The organism is Streptomyces sp., assembly GCF_031178505.1.
GTDB lineage: Bacteria > Actinomycetota > Actinomycetes > Streptomycetales > Streptomycetaceae > Streptomyces > Streptomyces gulbargensis.
The window spans coordinates 1-3,080 of sequence record NZ_JAPSIW010000800.1 but is presented as its reverse complement, the minus strand read 5'-3'; the positions used below and the strand labels follow the sequence as shown (position 1 = coordinate 3,080).

The following is a 3,080-nucleotide window of genomic DNA, read 5'->3' as shown; positions in this document are numbered from 1 at the left end:
CGGCGCGCAGGTCGTCCTCGGTGTCGGAGTAGAGGAGGTCGGTCATCGGGCCAGGTCCTTCCAGGCGACGTCCTTGTCGTTGCGGGGCTCGGGCGGCAGTCCGAGGACCCGTTCGGCCACGATGTTCAGGAGGACCTCGGTGGTGCCGCCCTCGATCGAGTTGCCCTTGGAGCGCAGATAGCGGTAGCCGGCGTCACGGCCGGTGAAGTCGACCAGCTCGGGGCGGCGCATCGTCCAGTCCCCGTACAGCAGGCCGTCGGTGTCGAGCAGTTCGACCTCCAGGCCGCTGATGGCCTGGTTGAGACGGGCGAAGCCGAGCTTCATGGCGCTGCCCTCGGGGCCCGGCCGGCCGGCGGCGAGCTGCTGGCGGAGCCGCTCGCCGGCGAGCCGGGCCACCTCGGCGTCGACCCACAGCTCCAGGAGGCGCCGGTGGAGTTCGTGGGTGCGGAGTTCCGGCCGCTCGCGCCAGGTGGCGGCGAGCTTGCCGATCATGCCGCCCTCCCGGGGGATGCGGGCCCCGCCGATGGAGACGCGTTCGTTCATCAGCGTCGTCTGCGCCACCCGCCAGCCGTCGCCGACCTCGCCGAGGCGGTGGGCGTCGGGGATGCGGACACCGGTGAGGAAGACCTCGTTGAACTCGGCCTCGCCGGTGATCTGGCGCAGCGGCCGGACCTCCACGCCGGGGTCGGTCATGTCGCAGACGAAGTAGGTGATGCCCCGGTGCTTGGGCACGTCCGGGTCGGTGCGGGCGATGAGGATGGCCCAGCGGGCGACGTGCGCGCTGGAGGTCCACACCTTCTGCCCGTCGACGATCCAGTCGCCCGTCTCCGGGTCGCGTACGGCACGGGTGCCGAGGGCGGCGAGGTCGGAGCCGGCCCCCGGTTCGCTGAACAGCTGGCACCAGACCTCCTCGCCGACCCAGAGAGGCCGCAGGAAGCGCCGCTTGACCTCCTCGGATCCGTAGGCGAGGAGGGTGGGGGCGGCCATGCCGAGTCCGATGCCGATCCGGCGCGGGTCGTTGTCCGGGGCTCCGGCGGCGGCGAGTTCGGCGTCCACCACGGCCTGGAGGGCGCGCGGGGCGTCGAGGCCGCCGAGGCCGGCGGGGTAGTGGACCCAGGCGAGCCCGGCGTCGAAGCGGGCCCGGAGGAAGGTGGTGCGGTCGGTGGTGGCCGGGGGGTGCTCCTGGAGCAGCGCCCGGGTGCGGGCGCGCAGGTCGTCGGCGTCGGTCACGCGTGGACTCCTTCCGGGAGGACGACCAGGCGTCCGGTGGTGGTGCCGTCGGCGACGCGCTGGACCGCGTCGGCGGCGCCGGCGAAGGGGACGCGCTCGCCGATGAGCGGCTTGATCAGGCCCTTGGCGGCGTAGGCGGTGAGGGTCTCGTGGCAGCGGCCGATCGAGGCCGGGTCCTTCTGCGCGTAGAGACCCCAGTGGAGGCCGAGGACCGAGTAGTTCTTGACCAGGGCGTGGTTGAGGGCGGGGGCGGGGACGGTGCCGCTCGCGAAGCCGACGACGACGATCCGGCCCTCGAAGGCGACGCACTTGGCGGACTGCTGATAGGCCTCGCCGCCGACCGGGTCGTAGACGACGTCGGCGCCCCGGCCGCCGGTGGCGGCCTTGACGGCGGCGACGACGTCCTCGGAGGCGCGGTCGATCACCAGGTCGCAGCCGAGTGCGCGGGCCACGGCCGCCTTCGCGGGGCCTCCGACGACACCGATGACGGTGGCGCCGGCCGCCTTGCCGAGCTGGACGGCGGCGCTGCCGACGCCGCCGGCGGCCGCGTGGACGAGGAGCGTCTCGCCCTCCTTCAGGGCGGCCCTGCGGTGGAGGCCGAACCAGCCGGTCTGGTAGCCGATGTGAAGGGCGGCGGCCTCCGCGTCGTCCAGGGACTCGGGCGCGGGAAGCAGCCCGGCGGCGTCCGCGAGGGCGTGGGTGGCGAAGCCGCCGTGCGGCAGGGCGGCGGTGGTGATCACCCGGCGCCCGTCCTCCGTCTCCGCGCAGACCTCCACGCCGGGGGTGAAGGGCAGCGGAGGGCGCACCTGGTAGTGGCCCCGGCAGAGCAGCGCGTCGGGGAAGTTGACGTTCGCGGCGCGGACCTTCAGGAGGATCTGGCCGGGGCCCGGCGTGGGCGTCTCCACCTCCTCCAGGCGCATCACCGCGCCCGGTTCGCCGTTCTCGTACACACGCCATGCCTGCATCCGGAAGCCTCCGTCCGTACCGAGCGGTCGGTGGCATACTAAGCGGTCGCTTGCCGCTACGGAACCGTCCCGCCGGACTTCTTGGGGCGCGCCCGTACGTGCATGCGCTCCCCCTGCGGCCCGAAGAGGCTCAGGAACTCCACCCGCCCCTCCCCCGTCGCGCCGAACCAGTGCGGCACCCGCGTGTCGAACTCCGCCGCCTCGCCCGCGCCGAGCACCACGTCGTGCTCGCCGAGGACCAGCCGGAGCCGACCGGACAGGACGTAGAGCCACTCGTACCCCTCGTGGACGCGGGGATCAGGCGCTTCCCCCGAGGGCTCCTGGACGACCTTGTACGCCTGGAGGCCGCCGGGCTGGCGGGTGAGCGGGTACATCGTGCGGCCGTCGCGCACGATGGGCCGGGCGCGAATCCTGGGGTCACCCACGGGCGGTGCGCCGACCAGTTCGTCCAGCGGGACCTGGTGGGCCCTGGCGAGCGGCAGCAGCAGTTCGAGGCTGGGCCTGCGCTGCCCCGACTCCAGGCGCGAGAGGGTGCTCACGGAGATGCCGGTGGCGGCGGAGAGCTCCGCGAGGGTCACGCCCCGGTCGCGGCGGACCCGGCGGAGCCGGGGGCCCACCTCGGTGAGCACGGCGTCGATGCGGTCGTCTTCGGTCATGGGTCCAGCTTTGCAGAAACGGCAACATTCCTTGCCGCGTTTCCCGGAGCGGGCGAAGCTCGGCGGCATGAACAGCTACAGGAACGCACAGCGGAACGCGGTTGGCGACGCGGGGACGGGCTCGCGCGGGGACGCTCAGGGAGGCGAGGCGTACGAGGCCGTGGTCGTCGGCGGTGGCGCCGCCGGGCTCAGCGCGGCGCTCGTCCTCGGCCGCTCGCGCCGGCGGACG

The 3,080-nt window shown here is 73.9% G+C and carries 3 protein-coding genes; all 3 read right to left on the bottom strand.

Annotated features, from left to right (window positions below):
* Positions 1-42: 42 nt before the first annotated feature.
* Genes RIF68_RS32560 through RIF68_RS32550 form a run of 3 tightly spaced genes read right to left on the bottom strand, consistent with a single transcriptional unit; the run spans position 43 to position 2,851 of the window.
* Positions 43-1,230, bottom strand: a complete 1,188-nt coding sequence (locus tag RIF68_RS32560) for an acyl-CoA dehydrogenase family protein (RefSeq protein WP_309054938.1) — start codon at positions 1,228-1,230, stop codon at positions 43-45.
* The gene (locus RIF68_RS32555; RefSeq protein WP_309054937.1) at positions 1,227-2,195 is read right to left on the bottom strand and encodes an NADPH:quinone oxidoreductase family protein; all 969 of its coding nucleotides are present in this window, start codon (positions 2,193-2,195) and stop codon (positions 1,227-1,229) included. Before RIF68_RS32555 ends, RIF68_RS32560 begins: the two co-directional genes overlap by 4 nt.
* A 56-nt stretch (positions 2,196-2,251) precedes the next feature.
* Positions 2,252-2,851, bottom strand: coding sequence for an XRE family transcriptional regulator (locus RIF68_RS32550; protein WP_309054935.1), 600 nt, complete (start codon positions 2,849-2,851; stop codon positions 2,252-2,254).
* Positions 2,852-3,080: the final 229 nt, after the last annotated feature.